This window comes from Dysgonomonas mossii (assembly GCF_004569505.1).
Classification (GTDB): domain Bacteria; phylum Bacteroidota; class Bacteroidia; order Bacteroidales; family Dysgonomonadaceae; genus Dysgonomonas.
The window spans coordinates 305,261-323,491 of sequence record NZ_SPPK01000003.1 but is presented as its reverse complement, the minus strand read 5'-3'; the positions used below and the strand labels follow the sequence as shown (position 1 = coordinate 323,491).

13 protein-coding genes are annotated in these 18,231 nt (G+C 38.0%); 3 read left to right on the top strand and 10 right to left on the bottom strand.

Translation table 11 applies throughout. The features are described from left to right. Window positions 1-38: 38 nt before the first annotated feature. Both E4T88_RS11415 and E4T88_RS11410 read right to left on the bottom strand, forming a co-directional pair. Complete coding sequence (locus tag E4T88_RS11415; RefSeq protein WP_135105555.1) at window positions 39-1,691, bottom strand: AMP-binding protein; 1,653 nt, start codon at window positions 1,689-1,691, stop codon at window positions 39-41. A gap of 22 nt (window positions 1,692-1,713) precedes the next feature. Further along, window positions 1,714-2,292, bottom strand: a complete 579-nt coding sequence (locus tag E4T88_RS11410) for a helix-turn-helix domain-containing protein (RefSeq protein ID WP_135105554.1) — start codon at window positions 2,290-2,292, stop codon at window positions 1,714-1,716. Window positions 2,293-2,621: 329 nt separating this feature from the next. Between E4T88_RS11410 and E4T88_RS11405 the strand changes: the two genes are divergently transcribed. From E4T88_RS11405 to E4T88_RS11395, 3 genes are all read left to right on the top strand, one after another. After that, window positions 2,622-4,346: an ABC transporter ATP-binding protein gene (locus tag E4T88_RS11405; protein WP_135105553.1), complete on the top strand. Its 1,725-nt coding sequence runs from the start codon at window positions 2,622-2,624 to the stop codon at window positions 4,344-4,346. Window positions 4,347-4,350: 4 nt separating this feature from the next. Further along, on the top strand, window positions 4,351-6,123 hold the full coding sequence (locus tag E4T88_RS11400) for an ABC transporter ATP-binding protein (RefSeq protein ID WP_135105552.1): 1,773 nt from the start codon (window positions 4,351-4,353) through the stop codon (window positions 6,121-6,123). 123 nt (window positions 6,124-6,246) lie between these two features. Beyond that, complete coding sequence (locus tag E4T88_RS11395; RefSeq protein ID WP_135105551.1) at window positions 6,247-8,214, top strand: KUP/HAK/KT family potassium transporter; 1,968 nt, start codon at window positions 6,247-6,249, stop codon at window positions 8,212-8,214. Here the strand turns inward: E4T88_RS11395 and E4T88_RS11390 are convergent, their stop codons facing one another. From E4T88_RS11390 to E4T88_RS11355, 8 genes are all read right to left on the bottom strand, one after another. Continuing rightward, window positions 8,215-9,282, bottom strand: coding sequence for a M20 family metallo-hydrolase (locus E4T88_RS11390; RefSeq protein WP_135105550.1), 1,068 nt, complete (start codon window positions 9,280-9,282; stop codon window positions 8,215-8,217). A 152-nt stretch (window positions 9,283-9,434) separates the two neighbouring features. After that, complete coding sequence (locus E4T88_RS11385) at window positions 9,435-10,106, bottom strand: 2-C-methyl-D-erythritol 4-phosphate cytidylyltransferase (RefSeq protein ID WP_135105549.1); 672 nt, start codon at window positions 10,104-10,106, stop codon at window positions 9,435-9,437. Beyond that, window positions 10,103-10,300 (bottom strand): exodeoxyribonuclease VII small subunit, encoded by a 198-nt coding sequence (gene xseB / locus E4T88_RS11380; RefSeq protein ID WP_135105548.1) that lies wholly within the window; start codon window positions 10,298-10,300, stop codon window positions 10,103-10,105. Before xseB ends, E4T88_RS11385 begins: the two co-directional genes overlap by 4 nt. A gap of 89 nt (window positions 10,301-10,389) precedes the next feature. Then, window positions 10,390-11,445 carry a WG repeat-containing protein gene (locus tag E4T88_RS11375; RefSeq protein ID WP_135105547.1) on the bottom strand — a complete coding sequence of 352 codons (1,056 nt, stop codon included), beginning with the start codon at window positions 11,443-11,445 and terminating at the stop codon, window positions 10,390-10,392. A gap of 35 nt (window positions 11,446-11,480) precedes the next feature. Then, a complete protein-coding gene (locus E4T88_RS11370; RefSeq protein ID WP_135105546.1) occupies window positions 11,481-12,605 on the bottom strand; it encodes a TlpA disulfide reductase family protein in 1,125 nt (374 codons plus the stop codon). A 22-nt stretch (window positions 12,606-12,627) separates the two neighbouring features. Then, a complete protein-coding gene (gene xseA / locus E4T88_RS11365) occupies window positions 12,628-13,995 on the bottom strand; it encodes an exodeoxyribonuclease VII large subunit (RefSeq protein ID WP_135105545.1) in 1,368 nt (455 codons plus the stop codon). Then, entirely contained in the window at window positions 13,992-15,404 is a 1,413-nt protein-coding gene (locus E4T88_RS11360; protein WP_135105544.1) for a S8 family peptidase, read from the bottom strand. Before E4T88_RS11360 ends, xseA begins: the two co-directional genes overlap by 4 nt. Window positions 15,405-15,648: 244 nt before the next feature. Then, window positions 15,649-18,045 (bottom strand): TonB-dependent receptor, encoded by a 2,397-nt coding sequence (locus E4T88_RS11355; protein ID WP_135105543.1) that lies wholly within the window; start codon window positions 18,043-18,045, stop codon window positions 15,649-15,651. Window positions 18,046-18,231 lie beyond the last annotated feature (186 nt).

The following is an 18,231-nucleotide window of genomic DNA, read 5'->3' as shown; positions in this document are numbered from 1 at the left end:
AGAGAGAAAAATAGGCTGGAAATTATCCAGCCTATTTTTTATATCACATCTACTCCTTGCTCTTTCAGTAAGTTGAGGCCAATATCTTTAAGTTTAAATTTCTGTATTTTTCCACTCCCTGTTAGAGGAAATGAGTTTACAAAAAAGATATATTTCGGAATTTTGTGGCGAGCTATTTTTCCTCTACAAAAGGCTTTTACATCTTCAGGCAGGAGATCTGCCCCCTCTTGCAATATAATGAAAGCGCCTACTTCTTCTCCATATTTCTCGGAAGGTATTCCGGCTACTTGAATATCCTTTATGCCTTGCATGTGATAAAGATATTCTTCTATTTCACGGGGATAAATATTCTCGCCGCCCCGTATTATCATATCTTTAATACGTCCCGTAATGCGATAATATCCATTTTTATCTTTTACACCCAAATCGCCCGAATGCAACCAACCATCTTTGTCTATTACTTCGTTTGTTGCATCAGCATTCTTATAATAACCTTTCATCACAAGATAGCCTCGACAGCAAACCTCGCCCTGCTCTTCTATAGCACACTCTTCACCTGTATCAGGATTTACAATCTTCACTTCTGTATATGGGTACTCCCTACCAACAGTCGTACATCGTATTTCAAATGGGTCTTCAGTGGTAGAGTGCGTCATTCCGGGAGAAGATTCAGTCAACCCGTAGACACTTGTAATATGTGTTACATGAAGCCTTTCTGTTACTTGGCGCATTAGCTCTATAGGACAGAGAGCGCCTGCCATAATACCTGTTCGCAGAGAACTGACATCAAACAAATTGAACATCGGATGATTCAGCTCTGCAATAAACATTGTCGGCACACCGTACAAAGCCGTACATCGTTCTTTATGTATAGATGCCAACACCACTAACGGATCGAAACGTTCAACCATAACCTGAGTAGAACCATGGGTTAGACAGTTCATCGTTGCCAAAACAATACCAAAACAATGGAACAGAGGCACGCATACACATAATTTATCATCTGCTGTAAATTGCATAGCCTCGCCTGTAAAGAAGCCATTATTTACAATGTTATAGTGAGTGAGCATTACTCCCTTAGGGAATCCGGTAGTACCTGATGTATATTGCATATTCACTACATCGTGACAATTTACGGTACGCTTCGTTTTATTTAAAATATCACACGATACGTTTTTACCTAACAATAATATCTCAGCAGTATTATACATTCCTCTGTATTTCTCCTGCCCGATAAAAACGATATTCTTCAATTTAGGGAAACGCTCTACATTGAGGTAGCCTCGCTGAGTTGTTTTTAACTCGGGTGCCATTTCATAAACCATATCAATGTAGTTCCCATCGAAAACACCTTCGGTAATGCAAAGAGTATCTATATCTGCATTATCGACAATATATTCTAATTCGTGCTGCTTATAATTGGTATTGATCGTCACCAAAACCGCTCCAATCTTGGCTCCTGCATACAAAAAAGTCAACCAGTCGGGAACGTTTGTAGCCCATATACCGACATGAGAACCGGGCTTAACGCCTATAGCCAAAAGTCCTTTAGCCATATTATTTACCCGCTCATCAAAGTCTTTCCATGTGAAGCGAAGATCTCTATCTGAATATACTATATATTCTTTTTCGGGAGTTTTTTCTGCCCAATATTCAAGCCATTCTCCTATTGTTCTTTCCGATAGTTGCATTTCATGATTTTTGAAGGTATTATCATAAAGGAGTATAAATCACCGCTAAAATCTTAGCTCCACTTTCACCTCCGGCATGTACATGGTGGGATACGATAGAATCATAATAAATGCTATCCCCTTCTTCAAGCCAATATACATCAGTGCCATAGTTTATCTCAACAACACCTTCGAGACAATAAATAAATTCTTCACCTTCATGCGTGGAGAGAATAAAATCAACACCCTTTTTTATTGGCTCAATCTGTATAACAAATGGCTCCATGTGTCTCCCCGATTTTGTAGAAGACAGAGAGTAGTAATCCATGTGTTTAACAGAGGAAGTATCTTTTGTAGAAAAGCTTATACTCTTGTTGTATTGTTCTTTGCGAGATATTACAGGACCCGACTCATCCACGTCATCAAGGAAAGTACCCAGCCTTACACCTAATACACGGGCTATCTTTATCAGCGGAGCCAAAGAAGGAATACCTCCTGTCTCTTCTATTGTAACAACTTGCTTCTCGTCTAAGCCTGAACGCTCTATCATATCAGCAAGAGATATTGATTTCGATTCGCGGATTTCACGAATCCTCTCCCCGATGCGTTTATTCGTTTTCATGAATAGATAGTATGTTTATTATTTATTTTTAGTGTGATATACAAAAATATGATATTTCTTTAATTAGTATGACTAATAGTCAAGAGGATATTAAAAAACCCTATCATAAATATATTTCTTTAACACAACTGTTTCTCAAACAAGGAATCCAAACAAGAATATAAGCACCTATATTTCAGACATATAACAAATGGCATAAATTTTATTCAATATAACATATAAGAGATTCTTCGAATCTAAATAAGTTTAAGAAGTTATTCCTATTTTTGCCATGCGAATAAATAATTGTAATTATTGAACAATATCTGTCCTTAACAGATTATACATATATGAAAATATATTGGCAGATACTTAAAAAATACAAAACAAGCCTGATTATAAGCCCGGTTCTTGTATTGATCACCGTATTGTGTGAAACAATACAGCCTTGGTTTATGGCTAAGATTGTAGATGATGGGGTTGTGCACCGTAACCTATCCGTTATCACAGAGACTGGAGCATACATGGTGGGAATATCTATCCTGGGGCTTATTGTAAGCATCATTAATGTATATGTATCTTCACAAGCATCCATCGGATTTGGGACTGACCTTAGAAGCAAATTATTTTCGAAAATACAGCAGCTTTCTTTTACCGAAATCGACAGATTTAATTCCGCTTCATTAATCACACGCCTAACAAACGACATCAGTCATATACAGCAAGTTGTATTAATGAGTATGCGCTTACTATTACGCTCACCATTAATGCTAGTTATGTCTTTTTTCTTTGTTATAAAAATAAATACCGATCTTGCTTTTATTATGTTAGGAGTTGTACCGATACTTAGTATTAGTATTTTCCTTATCATATATAAAGGGCTTCCACTCTTTATGAAAGTACAACAAAAGATTGACCAACTCAATGCGATGGTAAGAGAGAACCTGATCAACATCCGTGTCGTTAAATCATTTGTAAGAGAAGATTTTGAAACTAAGAAATTTGAGAAAAGAAGTGAAGATCTGCAAAACATGGTAGTGAATGCGTCCAATGTTATTATAGCAATATTTCCTGTCATGCAACTTATAATGAATGTATCTGTTATCGTAGTTCTTTGGGTAGGTGGAGCAAAAGCGATAGAGGGCAATCTTAAAGTGGGAGAGCTTATTTCTTTTGTCAATTACATGACGCAAATACTTATGGCTTTGATGTTCCTCTCGATGGTGATTGTAAATATCGCGAGAGCTTCGGCCTCATCAGAACGTATACTCGAAGTTGTAAAAACAGAACCATCACTTACGAATACAGAAGAAGGTTTATCAAACAAGCATAAAATAACAAAAGGAGAAGTTATTTTCAGGAATGTCTTTTTCCGATATAATGGCGGTGAAAACGATGTATTGAAAGATATTAATTTCCAAATAAAACAAGGTGAAACAATCGCTGTAGTAGGAGCAACAGGCTCAGCTAAGAGTTCTATGCTTCAGCTCATCCCTCGATTATACAATGTCACGGCAGGAGAGATTCTCATAGATGGAGTTAATGTAAAGGATTATAATCTGGAAGAATTGCATGCCGAAATAGGAATGGTACTGCAAAAAAATGAACTCTTTACCGGAACAATTATAGATAATCTGCGTTGGGGACGACCCGATGCAACAATAGAGGAAATAGAAGAAGCGGCAAAAGCAGCTCAAGCACACGATTTCATCGTATCTTTTACAGATGGGTATAAAACTCTTCTCGGACGAGGAGGTATTAATGTATCAGGAGGACAGAAGCAACGAATTTGTATTGCACGGGCATTATTACGTAAGCCCAAAATCCTTATACTGGATGATAGTACAAGTGCTGTGGACACGGAGACCGAACAGAAAATCAGATATAACCTTAACAATCTCTTAAAAGATACAACTGTCTTTATTATAACACAACGTATCAATACAATGCAATCAGCCGATAGAGTGATAGTACTGGAGGATGGAGAAATAGACGTTATTGGTAAACCTGATGAACTAATAGAAAAGTCGAAGTTGTATCAGGAGATATACAACTCTCAACAAATAGTCTACTGAATATATGGCACACGGAGATCACTATAAACAGAGCGGCAAGCCGATAGAAGCTAAAAAAACCTTCTTCAGGATAATGACATATCTTGCTAAGGATAAAAAACTCTTGATCGTTATCGGTTCTCTTATCATTATCAGCATTGGGAGCAACCTTGTTGGTTCATATATGATACGTCCTATCATCAACAATTATATCATTCCGGGCAACTATGAAGGACTACTGCATATACTCATTATTCTGGGGGTTATATATCTGATAGGTGTAGCTGCTGTATATATACAATACAGGCTGTTAAATAGAATAGGTCAACGTGCAGTTACCCGTATGCGTACAGATCTATTCAAGAAGATGGAAAAGTTGCCTATCAAGTATTTCGACACGCATCAGCATGGCGACATCATGAGCCGATATACAAATGACATAGATCAGGTGAGCAATGCTCTTACAGATGGCTTATCGGATATGCTGACCAGCTCACTGATGCTGATAGGGATATTCACACTTATGATTTATATAAGCCCTATACTAACTTTAGCTACCCTGATTACTATCCCTCTTATGTTCCTTAGTGCCAAAACGATCGTAACTCGAAGTAAGAAATACTTCAAAGCACAACAAGATACACTGGGAGACACAAACGGGTATATAGAAGAAATGATTAGCGGGCAAAAAGTTATAAAAGTATTCGGTTATGAGAAAAAGGTAGAACAAGACTTCGAACAACTGAATCAAAAGCTAAATGAGAAATCAAAAAAAGCACAATTTTACTCGGGGATGATGATGCCTGTGATGCAGAACCTTAATACTTTAAACTTTGTAGTTGTTACTATAGTGGGCGGGCTACTTGCTATATTCAGAGGCTTCGATGTCGGTGGATTGGCTGCATTTCTTCAATATTCCCGTCAGTTTGGTCGTCCTATAAATGAGCTTGCCGGCCTTTATAATAGCATACAAGCGGCAATGGCAGGAGCAGAACGTATCTTTCAGGTAATAGATGAGGCTCCCGAACAAAAAGACGCTCCGGATGCGATAACCCTCAATAATGTGAAAGGTGATCTGAAAATGAAAGATGTCTATTTCGGATACAAACAAGACAAGCTAATCCTGAAAGGGGTATCACTGCATGCAACACCCGGAACGAAAATAGCGTTAGTGGGAGAAACAGGCGCAGGAAAGACAACTATATTAAATATGCTTCCCCGCTTCTTCGACATTAAATCGGGAGAAATAACAATAGATGGAATATCAATACATAATATAAAAAGAGAAAGCCTTAGACAGTCGATGGCTATCGTACTACAGGATACCCATTTATTTACAGGAACAGTATGTGAAAACATCCGCTTTGGACGACCGGAAGCGACAGATGAAGAAGTAATACAAGCGGCAAAACTAACAGCGGCTCATTCGTTCATCAAGCGGCTACCAAAAGGATATCACACTATGCTGGAGAATGATGGCGCAAATCTCAGTCAGGGGCAGCGACAACTGTTGAATATAGCACGAGCAGCTATTGCTGATCCTCCTATCCTTTTACTCGACGAGGCTACCAGCAACATAGATACCCGAAGCGAACTCCTTATACAAAAAGGACTTGACAAACTAATGGAAGACCGTACGAGCATTATCATAGCACACAGACTTTCTACAGTGCGTAATGCAGACAGAATACTCGTGCTCGATGATGGTCAGATAATAGAACAGGGGACACATACAGAGCTCCTTAATCTCAAAGGGAAGTATTACAGTCTGTATCAGGAACAGTTTGAGGAATTTTAGTCGAGTTGTGCTAAAAAGGCATATAATAATCAGATAGAAACCTAAAGGAGTAAAATTAACAATATATCTTATCCTCATATTTAAATAATCTTGTACTTTTAGCCCAATTTTCGAATTAGAATAATGAAAGAGAATCACAAAGTTCCGTTTAGCGCATTAGGTGTCGTTTTAGCAATAGGTATCGTATTTGGAGATATTGGTACATCGCCTTTATATGTGATGAGAGCCATCTTGAACACCCTACCTGCCGGGCAACACAGCCATGCGGAATATATTCTCGGTGCGATATCTTGTGTGATATGGACTTTGACAATTCAAACCACTCTGAAATATGTCATCATCACCCTTCGTGCCGATAATAAAGGTGAAGGTGGTATCCTTTCTTTATATGCCCTTATCCGCCAAAAATACCGCTGGGCTTATATCCTTGCAGGTATAGGTGCAGCGACATTGCTTGCCGATGGTATTATAACTCCTGCCATGACCGTTATGTCTGCCGTAGAAGGTCTTCAACCGATAGCTCCGCACATACCGGTTATACCTATTACAGTAGCTATAGTACTCATCTTGTTTCTGGTACAACCCTTCGGCACAGGCTCTTTGGGAAGATACTTCGGGCCACTGATGATCATCTGGTTCACTATGATGGCTGTAATGGGTTTAAGTCAGGTCGTGCACGACCTAACTGTATTCAGAGCTTTTAATCCCATGTATGCCATTCATTTTCTGATAGAAGTACCACAGGCTATGATTATACTGGGTGCTATCTTTCTATGTACAACAGGGGCAGAAGCCTTGTATTCAGACTTAGGGCATTGTGGATTGAAAAATATACGCATTTCGTGGATCTATGTCAAAGCAGCTCTTATACTCAACTATTTAGGACAGGCAGCATGGATTATCAACAGCGGACATGTAACCCCTGATGTAAATCCTTTCTTCTCTATGATGCCCGAGTGGTTCAGACTCACAGGCGTAATAATGGCTACCGTAGCGGCAATTATTGCCAGCCAGGCCTTGATAAGTGGATCTTTCACCGTCATCAGCGAAGCTATATCACTGAATATCTGGCCGAATGTAAAGATACAATACCCTACTAACATCAAAGGACAATTATACATCCCATCCATCAACTATATGATGATGGTACTTTGTCTTATCATCATACTCACAATGCAATCTTCGATGAAGCTGGAAGCGGCCTATGGTCTTGCTATCACCCTCAGCATGCTGATGACAAGCGCCTTGCTATTTCTTTATTTTATGAAAAAGAAGAGACCATTGTGGTTTACTATCCCACTCACTCTATTCTTCGTTATCATAGAACTCAGCTTCTTCTTCGCAAATATGCAAAAGTTTGCACACGGAGGATTTATCCCTATCATTATCGCAGGAGTACTACTGCTTCTGATGTATTCATGGTATAACGGGCGCCGTATTAAACGTCACTATACTGTTTATGATCAGGTAGATGAGCATTACGTCAGCCAGTTATTAAAGATAAGTGATGACACAACCATACCTAAAGCAGCTACCCATCTGGTGTATATAGTGAAGGCCAATAATAAGAACTTTTTGGAGAGCAAGATTGCCTACTCCCTATTTAAACGAACACCTAAACGAGCTGATACATACTGGTTTGTAAGAATAAAAAGAACCGATGAGCCTTATGAATTCAGTTACGAAACAACTATATATGCCCCTAAGAAAATTTTCCGTGTGAATATCCGTGCAGGGTTTAAACTAGGAATACACACCGACAAATATGTAAACCTAATAACCAATGAGTTGGAACGATTAGGACTTGTAGATTTAACGTCTCGATACCCATCTATGCAAGATGCTAAAGAGAAACGAGGAGACTTTAAGTTTATGATCGTAGACCGTATATTCCGCAATGTACACATGAACCCTTCAAGACAGATTATCTTAGGATGCTACAACCTTGTAAAGAGATTAACAACTTCAGACACACAGATGTATGATATAGATCCATCTCTTGCTGTTGTTGAGACAGTACCTTTAAGGCAAGTAGACCATACCGAGGAGCAACTGAAAGACCTGCTGAACCAAGCAAATGAAGCGGAATAGTTAAATTCGAAGTCCATCCAGCAGTTTCACATAAAGCTCTATAGCTTCCCTTATTTCAGTCAAATGGATATACTCGTTTGCTGTATGCGAACGGGCTGAGTCTCCGGGTCCCATCTTCAAAGTAGGGAAAGGCATAAATGTCTGATCAGACAACGTAGGCGATCCATAAGGAGTTTTTCCAATGATAATAGCACGTTGAACAAATGGATTTTCGAGACAAATCCTCGATGAATTCAGGCGAAAAGACCGGGGTTTTACCTCACAGTCTGTATGCTTATCTATAATATGATAAAGCTCTTCGTTACTATACAATTCGTTGCTTCTTACATCTACAACAAAGTCACACTTATCGGGTACTACATTATGTTGTGTTCCTGCACTCACCATACTTACAGTCATTTTTACAGGCCCAAGCAAATCGCTCGTTTGCGGAAACTCGTACGTCCGAAACCATTCGATATCTTTAATTGCCTTATAAATGGCATTTTCTCCTTCGTTACGGGCAGCATGTCCCGCTTTTCCGTATGATGTACAATCAAGGACTAAGAGACCTTTCTCTGCAATAGCAGGATTCATCTGGGTAGGTTCACCCACAATACCAAACGCAATCTGCGGAAGTTCGGGAACAACAGCCTCCGCTCCGCCATTGCCGGAAACTTCTTCCTCGCACGACGCTAAGAAAATCAGGTTATAATCTTGTTTCTTTTGAGTCAACATAAAGAAAGCATGCAACAAGCACACCAAGCTGGCTCCCGCATCATTACTTCCCAATCCATAGAGTGTGTCACCATCTTCTTCGGGAAAGAAAGGATCTTTTGTCCAGCCGGATACAGGACGAACGGTATCCATGTGCGAATTGAGCAGAATAGTAGGTTTTGAAAGGTCAAAATCCTTGCTCCGAATCCAAAGATTATTTCCCTTTCTATCGGGAGAAAATCCCATCTTACGCATGCACGAAATTATTACTTCTGCTACATTATGCTCCTCTCTACTGAAAGACGGAATACTTATCATTTCCTTCAATAGGTCGACTGCATTGTAGTATAAAGCATCAATATCCTGTTCCATAGATTTTATTTTTTAGTGAAAAGGTGACAAAAGTGACACTTTTCCTACTGTTTTGAGTTGTTACTTTTTCTATTATTGAAGCGCATCAAGCACTTATATTAGATAATTATTTTAAGTATTTATTATAGCTATTGCAACAAAGTATACACACTTTATTCTTTATCACGTATAATTAGCTCGCCGATCTTTAAATCCAACGGCGTAGTGATCTTTATATTGGTTACTTCTCCTTTTACAAGATGCACATTTACGCCCATCGCTTCTACAACCGAAGCATCATCGGTAAATGTTTCTTTGAAATCCGTCTGATACGCTTTTTTGAGAACATTCACATCGAAGACCTGAGGCGTTTGTACCAACCGTATTTTAGACCGATCAACAATGCGGCTTTTATCCTCATCAACAACTTCCCTGAGACTATCTGTAGAGTCTATAACAGGTATAACGGCAGGGTATTCTCTCGCAACATCAAAACACCGCTTTATCATTTCCACCGAGCCAAAAGGGCGAACCCCGTCTTGCACGCCAACCAACCCGTCAGCCACAAGAGCCAACCCGTTTTTCACTGAATGGAAACGAGTTTCTCCTCCATTGGCAATTGTATGTTCTATCGAAAAGTTATATTCTTCACACAAGCTTTTCCAATAGTCCTGATGAGAGACAGGCAACACCAAAATAATATTTATATCCTGATTAAACCTATAAAAAGCCTCTATTGTACGCATAAGTACAGGTTTACCGCCGATAGGAATAAACTGTTTCGGCAAATCATTACCCATGCGCAGCCCTTTTCCTCCGGCTACTATAATGACATTTTTTTTCATTCTATTTCGTCCAGAATCTTTTGTATTTCTACGTTCGTCTTTTGCAGTTTATCTTTGCAAAACTTAATAAGGGTTGCCGCTTTTTTTACTTTTTCGAGAAGGATATCTACATCCAAATCGTCATTTTCGATACTGCCCATCATGTCCTGCAACTCCTGCATTGCTTCTCCGTATGTTTGCTCTTTCTTTGCCATAATTCATTATTAGTTACAAGAACAAATTATAATTATTTCTATCATTTATTACCAACCGAACTCAATTCTTCTTTTTTATTCCAATTCTATTAATTGGCGATTGCTTTAATCAGCATATATATAACCGTAGCAACAGCCAAAGTAAGTATTGCAAACTTTAGTTTCTCAAGAAATGTATAACTTCTCTTGAGTGCAATATTTACCTCTCCAAACTTATCTATAAAATAGGCATTTCGCCCCTTCTCCATAATTAGCGCTAATCCATCGGAAAAAGAATATACTCTCTCATAAATAAGGGACACAACTACTTTATTTTCCTTGTCTATAAATCCCCATTTACCACCCATCTTTGCAGCAGCCAAGCCCTCTGAAAAAGTAGATAAATCTTCATATATAAAAGGAATGATTTCCTCTCCTCTTTCATCAATAAAACCGTATTTACCGTTTAAATTGGCATAAGCTAATCCCTCCGAATATTCGGGTGCAATATCGTCATATATAAAAGAGACTATTTCATTACCAACCTTGTCGATCACTCCCCACTTCTTATCTTTAGCGATACAAATCAGACTACCTTTACATTTTACACCTTCCGAGCGATCATATATAAAGGGAATAACTTCATTGCCCAAAGCATCGATGAATCCACATTTTTCATCTTTGCAAACACAAATAAGTCCTTCGCTAAACTCGAATATATCATCATAAACAAATGGAACGGCTTCGTTACCCTGCTTGTCAATTATGCCGGCTTTACCATCCTTAAAAACACCACAGAGATCTTCCGAAAAGCAGTTTATCCGATCGTAAAGACAAGGAATCACCAATATCCCCTTTTTATCGATAAATCCCCACTTACAATCCTTGCATACCCCGGCTAATCCATTCGAAAACACATCGGCATCTTCATACTCGATAGGAATAACTTCGTTACCGGTTTTATCAAGATATCCGCATTTTCCGTTCTTTTGCACCATTACCAAGCCTTCGGAATAACTGAAAGCCATTTCATATATACAAGGAACAACCAATTCTCCGTACTTATTAATAAACCCTGTACCCGATTTTCGTATAATGTGCGCCATCCCCTCTTGAAAACTGAATGCGTAGGAGAAAGGTATTATACTATTATTGATATTTTTCAAATCTTTAAAATTAATAATCGTTTTATAAATAAATCTTATTTGTTTATAAAAACATCATCAAGCATTTTATCCATATTTTGCTTGTTGTTTTCACTGTATCCAAACCAAGACCCTATGATTTTGCCGTTTTCATCAAGAAGATAATATTGTGGAATTCCATTGACCTGATATTTTTGATTTATATCATCTCTATTTATCATTCCGAGAGAATGGGCTTCAAAACTTTGAACATAAGAGACCTGAGGCCAACGATTCAATTCATATTTTTCTATTGAATTAATCCAATCTGTTTTATTATCATCTTTTGAGATTCCAATTATTGCAAAATTTCTATCCTTATATTTCTCTTGTATTTTCTTCAGATGAGTCATTCCTTCAATACAGTATGTACACCAACTAGCCCAAAAATCAAGTAGTACATATTTCCCTCTATAATCAGATAATTTTACTATTTCACCATTCATCATATCAGGAGCGCTAAAATCAGGTGCAACACTTCCTATTTGTGTATTTTCTTTACCTTGTATGTAATAATCAACTTCCTTTCCTCGTAAAGTGTTTTTTAAGTTATCGCCTAAGTATATATATAAATGTCTAGCGTCCTTAACATTTATCATTTTAGAAAATAGCAAATCTCGTATAAGTTGTGGAGCTATATATGAATCAGTATATTTCATAATAAATTCTTTTTGAGACTTTACTATGGCATCAACAACCCTTTTCTTTTCTACAGAGGTATCAGGTTTTATCTGAACATGTATGAATTCTTTAGACAACGCTTTAAGATCTTCATTAAATAAAAGTTCATATTCTTTTTGAGTCTTCGACCCTTCTACATCAAAGCTATTTAAGCTATCATTCAAAATCTTGATTTGAATTTTTGCTGGTTCAACAAAGAAACGAAAAGTCAAATCATTCACTACTAAAGTAGCAAACGAAGGTGTCTTCGTTTTTCCTTCGAAGGTAAATTTTCCGGATTCTATTTTTGCAGAATCTTTAATTTCGACCCATTGATTTTCTCCTTCGATCGTATACTTCAAATAGGCCAATCCATAATCAACCCCTTCAATCGACCCTTTTAGCACAAAACTATCCGGACTGTTATTTTTGCAACTAATAAGAAAAAAAATAATACAGGTTAACAAAATACTTTTTTTCATATCTATATGATATTTCTAAAATTTAGTTCACTATAGAATCAAGCTTTCCATCAGCAAATACAGTAGTCAGTTTATCTCCTTTTTTCACTACGGTGCTTTGTTTTATCACTTTCCCATCTTTCATAGTCAAAGTATATCCTTTTTTCAGAATATTTTCGGGAGAGGCAAGAAGAAGATGTTTCTCAAACATTTCCAATTGCGTATTTTCATCCTTAAATTTTTGCAAAGCAACTCGTTTTAAAATATTCTCTAACACTGTAAGATTGTTTATACTCTCTTTATTTAATTGCTGCGATTCCCTGACAAGGACATCCTGAAATGAAGACAACTTATTCTGATTTTCTTTATGTGAACTTTGCAAACCTCTTACCAAAACATTCTTTGCAGAAGCTAAGATTGCATCCTGCTCTTTGAGCCATGCTTTAAGTAAGAATGTATTCTTTGTTTCAAAAACACTTAAACGTACAGCTTCATCCTGTAGTCTTTGCGTAACAACAGAAACAATATCATGATCCATTTCGTCCAATTCCATCGCTGTTTCCGCAATATTCGAAATCAAAAATTCTGCAACAGCAGTCGGGGTTTTCATACGTGTATGGGCTACAATATCAAGAACCGTATCGTCTCGTTCATGTCCTATTCCTGTTATTACAGGCAAAGGGAACTGTGCACAGCTTGCCGCCAAAAGGTAAGAATCGAAGCTGCTCAAATCCGAAGTAGCTCCTCCTCCCCGAATAATAACCACGGCATCGAAACAGTCCTGATATTCATAAATACGCTCCAATGCTGAGATTATAGAGCTTTCGGTACGCTCACCTTGCATAAGAGCCGGAAATAACTTGGTATAAAAAACAAACCCATAAGGATTATTTGCCAATTGATCGAGAAAATCTTCATATCCTGCTGCTGTGGGAGAAGATATAATTGCAATCTTATTTGTGGGAATAGGTAACTCAAGTTCTTTATTTAAGGAAAGAACTCCGTCTTCTTCCAATTGTTTTATTATTGCGGCTCTATTGAGTGCCTGATCTCCCAATGTATAAGTGGGATCTATATCGTGAACCGTGAGCGTGAATCCGTATAATTCATGAAACTCAACACTTACCTGAACCAGAACTTTCAGTCCCGATGAAAAGGTCTGTTTTGTCGTGTTCTCGAAATACGCCTTGAGTATATAAAATGTATTTGCCCATATCATTCCTCGGGCTTTAGCGATCAGGGCTCGCCCGTTTATATCCTTCTCTATGAACTCGAGGTAGCAATGTCCATTCTGATTAACACGGACATCACTTGTCTCAGCCCGAATCCAAAAGACTTCGGGAAGTGTATCTTTTAAGACACCCTTGATGAGATTATTCAATTCATAAAGAGAGATTGCCGGACGGTTCATTTTTTTCCTTTCTTTATTGGCTGTTGCACTGCTGTTTTTTTATCAACCAACTGTTGTGCTATTTCCATCGCCTTTTTCATATCGGGAATACCATAACCATAGTCCTTGTTCGGATGATCATAAATATCAGAAGATTGCCTTACGACTTCTATTATCTCCTTGTTGGTCAATGCAGGAAAAGCCTGCCACAAGCAAGCGACCATACCGCACATGATAGGTGAAGAGAAAGAAGTTCCACTTTTATATGTAACCAACCCATTATCTCCCACTACTGTTGCTCCTTGCCCAAGAGCCATTACATCGGGTTTTATCCTAAGATCTTCGGTCAAGCCTCTTGAGCTAAACGGAGCTATAACAGAATCTTTCTGAACAGCACCTACCGTCAATATATTGAAGGCATCAGAAGGTGGAGTTATTTTCTCCCATTCCGAATCTCCAGAATTACCCGCACTGATAACGACCAATATTCCTTTCTTTGCTGCAGCATCAGCCGCACGGGATATAAGAGCCGTTCTTCCTGTGAGGTCTTCATGTGTATAGCTTTTCGCCGGATAGTCGAAACTATTATAACCGAGAGATGTATTCACTACATTAACGCCAACACTATCGGCAAACTCGATAGCCGCAGCCCAGTAATCCTCTTCTATAGGATACTCACTGCGAGCATCTTCAGAACCCAACAACCAAAAACTAGCTTCAGGAGCTGTTCCTACAAATTGCATAGGCTTATTCGTCCCAATACAAGACAATACATTTAATCCATGCTGGTTGGCTTTATTAAACATATCTTCATTTTGGTAAACAAAGCCTTTGTATCCTTTGATATCCAAATTGTCTAACATTGCGATTTGAGGTAAATGATTAAAGCCGGCATCGATTACAGCAATTGTCATCCCTTTACCTTTATACCCCGCATCATGAAGGTATTGCCCATTATTAATTTTGATATTGTTTTTTCCTCTTGCGTAATAATCGCCAAACACAACAGTTTCCACAGCCGGATAGGCGATTATGCTATCCTTCTTTGTTTCCTCTACCGGCTTACCTCTCCATACAAACAATGCATCGGAGACAAAAGGCAACGCCTTATACTTATCAACCATTGTACTATCCGAACAATGAACAGCAACAGTTCGCTGCCACTTGCTCTGTGCTACAACTTTTCCTCCAATACTTTCAATCGCTTTTATATACTCTTGAGATATCGGAAGATCGGTTTCATCGATCTTTATATTATATTTCTGCCTTCTTTCAAGCGACTTAGCGGACAGAAAATCTTCCGGCTTATCAATAGAATAATCGCTTTTTTTATCCTTGAGTGTAAGGCGGAATTTATAGTTATATTCCTGAGAGAATACAGAAAGTGAAGCTGCTAGCAAGAAGCAAACAAAAAATGTAGTTCTTTTCATATCTTTATTCGTATGTTTTATACAAAAATAAGGATAATAGCTTTTAGTTGGTATAAGATGTATCGTTATTTGTAAAATATAGAAGGTAAAACAAATTATATTAATGATTTGAAGAAAGCTTATGTTATGAAAAATTTAAAAAGCTTAAACACCCTAAGTTATAAAATTGAAAAAGAGGTAATATCTTATTCGAAAAGAATAATTAATTACCTCTAATTATATAGAATAAAGAGAAGGAATTTCGTTACAGCAAATTCCCTATCTTGAAACCTAAGAAAGCTGTTCGTGGCAAGCTAGGCCCATAAATGTATGAAGGGTCACGATCGATGCCTTTGTCAAAGTCATTCTGATATGAATTGAAAATATTTTTCACTCCTGCAAACCACTCTATAGTAATATTACCCGCAAGCCTCATATCATAATGAAATTTAACTCCTGTATCAAAAAAGGTTTTTGACTTGCGCAATTCTCCGGCTTCGGGGTTAGCGATTTCAGGGCCAAAATACGGAACTAACATTTTGCCTGTATAATTACCCGTTGCAGATACTCCGAAATTACGAGCAAACTCCCAATCCAACGCTAAAAATCCATAAGCGTCAGGTGTTCGGAAAAACTTCTTTTCACCGAAAGTTTCATCACTCACTTTGTATCGGCTCGACTGAACAGTAAATCCCGCATTGAGACTTAATTTATCTGACGGCATAAGCTTCACCTCTAGGTTTACACCCTGAACAGCAGCTCCATCTTTAGAATTGATACGAGTATAAATCACTGTTCCATTTTCATCAGGCTCACCAATTTCGTTTCTGAATGGATTATGCAGTTTATTATAAAACCCTTCTACCAGAATATTTGTATTGATTCCTCCTATTTTTTTATTAAAATCGAACGACAATGTAAAGCTAGAGCTATTTTCTTGTTTTAAATGAGGGTCGTTTTTGTTGATCACCTGACGAGAACCGGATGTTTCTATATGAAGATCCTCATCAAAAATTTGCGGAGCACGATACCCCCTTGAGAAACCAATACGGGTTTGTAAATATGATGAAATATCATACATTATACTTGCCCGGGGCACAACTACCGTTCCTGATTTATCACTATCGGCCTGCTTATCATCGATAGAATAATGCTCTACACGTGCTCCGGCCAGGAATTTTGCTTTTCCTACTTTTATCTCATATTGTGCAAAAACTCCTGTAATATTCAAAGCTTGATCAGACACTATGCGATTCGGAACATGAGTAACAATGATATCTGTACCTGCGTCATTCAGTTTATATTCGGGGTATCCCAGTTTCATGTCGGTAAGGTGCGAGCCGGTATGCTCCACTCCACCTATTAATGTAGAGATATCGTTGACTGACAGCTTATATTGAGCACCCATATTATAGGTTTTATCCTTTGTATTTCCATAATCGCTCAACGACTGTTTGGCTCCATAGTAAGAATCGCGATCAAGATATTGCCCCGAACCAAACACTGTAAGCAAATCACTCTCTCTGAAATATTGTTCGTATGTCAATGCTCCGGTTATCATATCATGCTTTACCGACTCAGAGATATCTCTTTCGTGGTCGGGATAGTCTTGTTTATTCCCTCCTTTGCGCTCTTCTCGGATATTAAAAAAGTCGAGGCTCAATTTACTTCTGTATGCAGGACGATAAAAAATACGAGTTCCTATAACCGTATTCTTCATCGGTGCTATTTCAGAAAAGCTATCGCCATTTGCATCAAACATATTACGATCTCGCATATTTCCGAAAACAGATATGCCGGTTTTATGATCTTCCGTTACCAATGTAGCATTGAAGGTAGCGTTATAATCTGCTACAGAACCATTCGACCCGCTTACCCCCATTCCTATTAGAGATGTATTTAACCCCGCTTCGAAGCTATTTGTTTTCGGGTCTTTAAGTATAAGATTTATTGTTCCTGCAATTGCATTCGAGCCATACAAAACAGATCCGCCACCTCTTACTACCTCGATACGTTCAAGCATATTAGACGGAATAAGTTCAAGCCCATATACTCCCGCTAAACCACTAAATATAGGGCGGCTGTTTATCAATATCTGCGAATAAGGCCCTTCCATTCCATTCATTCTCACCTGCGAAAAGCCACAGTTCTGACAATCATTTTCATAACGAAGACCTGTACAAAAGTTAAGTCCTTCACCTAATACAACCGATTGCGTGGTCTCAAGCATTTTTGTACTTATCGTGTTCACAATTACAGGTGCTTCGGTACGTTTCTGCGATGTACGTCCTGCGGTTATCACCACTTCATTAAGATTAAGAGCATCTTCTTCTACCTCAAAGTTAATTTCTATAGACTTGCCTCTTCTGAGTTCAACTTCTTTTTCCTGCGGTTTGTAGCCGATTCCGTGTGTTACAACTATAAACTTTCCTTCGGGCAAGTTCGTTAATGCATAATGTCCGGTAGCATCGGTAGATACACCTATTGTTGTATTTTTGAGTACAACATTTATAAATGGGATATGCTCACCTGTTTTTGCATTCACTACATGGCCAAATATATTGGCATCTGTTCTGATCAGGTTAGCATGTATAAACGAAGAGAAAAATAGAAGAAGAATAAACAATAGAAAGTGTTTAGAAAGACGTTTTAGAAAATTCATAGTGTGTTTAAAATAAGAATAGATAAATTGTTGTTTCTGGATGCGACGCGAAGGTATAAAAATCAAGAAAATCCTACAATCACCATTTCTAGGTATTTTAACTATTCTAAATCCACATTACAATATTTTTTACTGATTACAACTCCATATTTATAAAAGCAAAAAATCCGCAATAATTAAATTACG